2 protein-coding genes are annotated in these 2,384 nt (G+C 56.2%); both read left to right on the top strand.

Going from position 1 to position 2,384, the window contains the following annotated elements; translation table 11 throughout:
* On the top strand, nt 1–1,175 hold a 1,175-nt coding region (locus tag G568_RS19825), incomplete at its 5' end, for a PAS domain-containing protein (protein WP_211222286.1).
* Between the two features lie 373 nt (nt 1,176–1,548).
* Nucleotides 1,549–2,384, top strand: an 836-nt coding sequence (locus G568_RS19820; protein ID WP_157084468.1) for a HAMP domain-containing protein, incomplete at its 3' end; no start/stop codon positions are given.

Genomic DNA, 2,384 nt, shown 5'->3' with positions numbered 1-2,384 from the left:
GAGAATTGACGGCGCGTGAACACCGCCATGATATGCCGCCCCTCAGGGGCCATCACCAACTTTCAGCTATATCTCATTTCCGCGGCGTGATCCGCTATGCCAACCCGGCGTTTTGCGACGTCGCAAAGTTCTCGCACGACGACCTGATGGGGGCCCCCCACAAAGTTGTGCGGCACCTCGATATGCCGCGCGGCATGTTCTTCCTGTTCTGGGAAAGGTTGAAGTCTGGCCTGCCGGTTTGCGCCTATGTCAAGAATCGTACCGGCGATGGCCGGTATTACTGGGTGTTCGCCACCGTCACACAGATGCGGGATGGGTATATTTCGGTCCGCATCAAGCCGACTGGAGAGCTGTTCGCCCTGACCCGCGAACTCTATAGCGACCTCCTATTCGAAGAAGCCAACGGTCTGTCCCCGGAAAAAAGCGCACAGCGGTTGCGCGCGTATCTGGCAGAGAAAGGCTATCGGAACTTCGACGCCTACATGGGGGCTGCTCTTGACTCAGAGATCGGCAATCGAAGCGATATTGCCGAGATTGCCGGCTCCACACTCGAACATATTTGCGATCTGACCGAGCTTATCGAACGCGCCGAGACCTTGGTGAACAACATTTCCAGCGTCTTCGGGCAAGTAAGGGGTGAGCCCGTTAACCTGCGTATTCTGGCCGGGCGCCTGGAAGAAGCTGGCGCCGTGATCAGCACAATCTCCAAGAACTATGAAACCATGGCAGTGGATATGTACCAACTGGTCGAACGCCTCAACGGCGACGAGGCCGGCGCCTTGATACGGATGCGCGATTCGATAGATCGTGGTCGCGGGGCTGCCCAAATCTCCGCGCTGATGAAGCTGACCGCTTCGCAAGCGGACGAGACAGACCGTGAATTGCTGGCTGGGCAATCCGCACTGCTAAGCGATGCCTCGAGAACCGCGATGGCCGAAATCAGTGCTTTTGGTCAAACGATTCCCGACACCTGCCGTCAACTGCGACGCCGGATCAATGGACTGGACCTTGTCAAATTGCTCTGCCGTGTCGAAAGCGGGCGTATCGGCGATGTGGACAGCGGCATGAACGGTATCATCACGCGTCTGGAAGAGGCGCATCAGAGTACGGACCGCTACCTGTCGAAATTGTCCGCAACGGCGTCTTTGATCAACAGTCGCTCCAAGACGCTTTGAGTGCGGTGATTCAGGCGATCTTAAACCTTTCCCTGCATCGTGATCCTCATTGGCATTCCAAAAGCCGGAGATTGAAATGAGCTTCAGGTACCTCGCTCTGGCCGCGGTCCACGCAACCACAAGCGCCGCCAATGCAGGCAATGATTACGGCGATGCACCAAAGGGACCTGCATCCCGGGAAGCCGCCCGGGCGCCTGCAATACCCGTAGCTCGGAAGGCCTTCCAGGTAATCGCGCCGAAAACATCCGCCCGGCCAGGCGATAATCTGTCCATCATGGCATCACGCTGCGGAAACAGCCGACCACCGGCGGCGGTGCCCAAGAATATCGCACCGCGTTTTGCTGAACCTGAATACTGCTAACTGGAGTCCGCCATGACCTCGCCCGCCATGCCCCAATCATCCCTGTTCGCCCGAATTAAAGAAACCCTTTCATCGCTCAACCTCAGCGCCAAGCTTGCCGTGTTGATCGCAGCGGGCTTTCTGGCCACCTTCGCCGTTAGTTTCCTGCTGATTACCGCCAATGTCAGGGCCATGGGTCTGGATTTTCAGTCCCAGAATGAAACCCTTGTCGCCAGTTTTCTGGCCGAACAGATACAGTTGCCGCTGCAACACAAGGATGCCGAGCGCCTGGAGCAGATCTACAAACCCGTTGCCGAAAAGGACAGCTCGCTCATTCAAATCGATGTCGTTCACGTATCAGGTGAACACATTGCGCAATATGCCAGCGGCGACAATGTGCCTGAGGGGTTGCAGAAGCTGCTTGATGAGGCTCTTACAAACGGGGAACAGGTGCACCATAGCTCGGGTGACATGAACATGGTGGCAGTGCCTGTAACATCCGAAGATGGTGAAACCATGCTGGGTGCGGCCGGATTTGTCTGGGGGAATGGTTCTTTCCTGAACGCACAAATCAGCGAGATCAAGAAATCAGTAGCAATCAGTGCATTGGGAGCGCTGCTTGGCATTGCAGTGATCGTTTACGTGATATCACGCGTGGTGGTTCACCCGATTCAAACGCTTAGCAACGCGATGCAAACCGTCTCGGAACAGAACTACGAGATTGAAATCTCTGGAACCGACCGTGGTGACGAGATCGGGATCATGGCTGCGCAACTCGCGCATTTTCGCGACACCCTGGCAAAAGAAAAGCAACTCGAGGCTGAGCGGCAGGAGGAATCGGCACTTAGGCGTAAGCTATTTCTCAGGCT

It is taken from the genome of Sediminimonas qiaohouensis DSM 21189, assembly GCF_000423645.1.
Classification (GTDB): domain Bacteria; phylum Pseudomonadota; class Alphaproteobacteria; order Rhodobacterales; family Rhodobacteraceae; genus Sediminimonas; species Sediminimonas qiaohouensis.
This window is presented reverse-complemented; position numbering and strand designations above follow the sequence as displayed.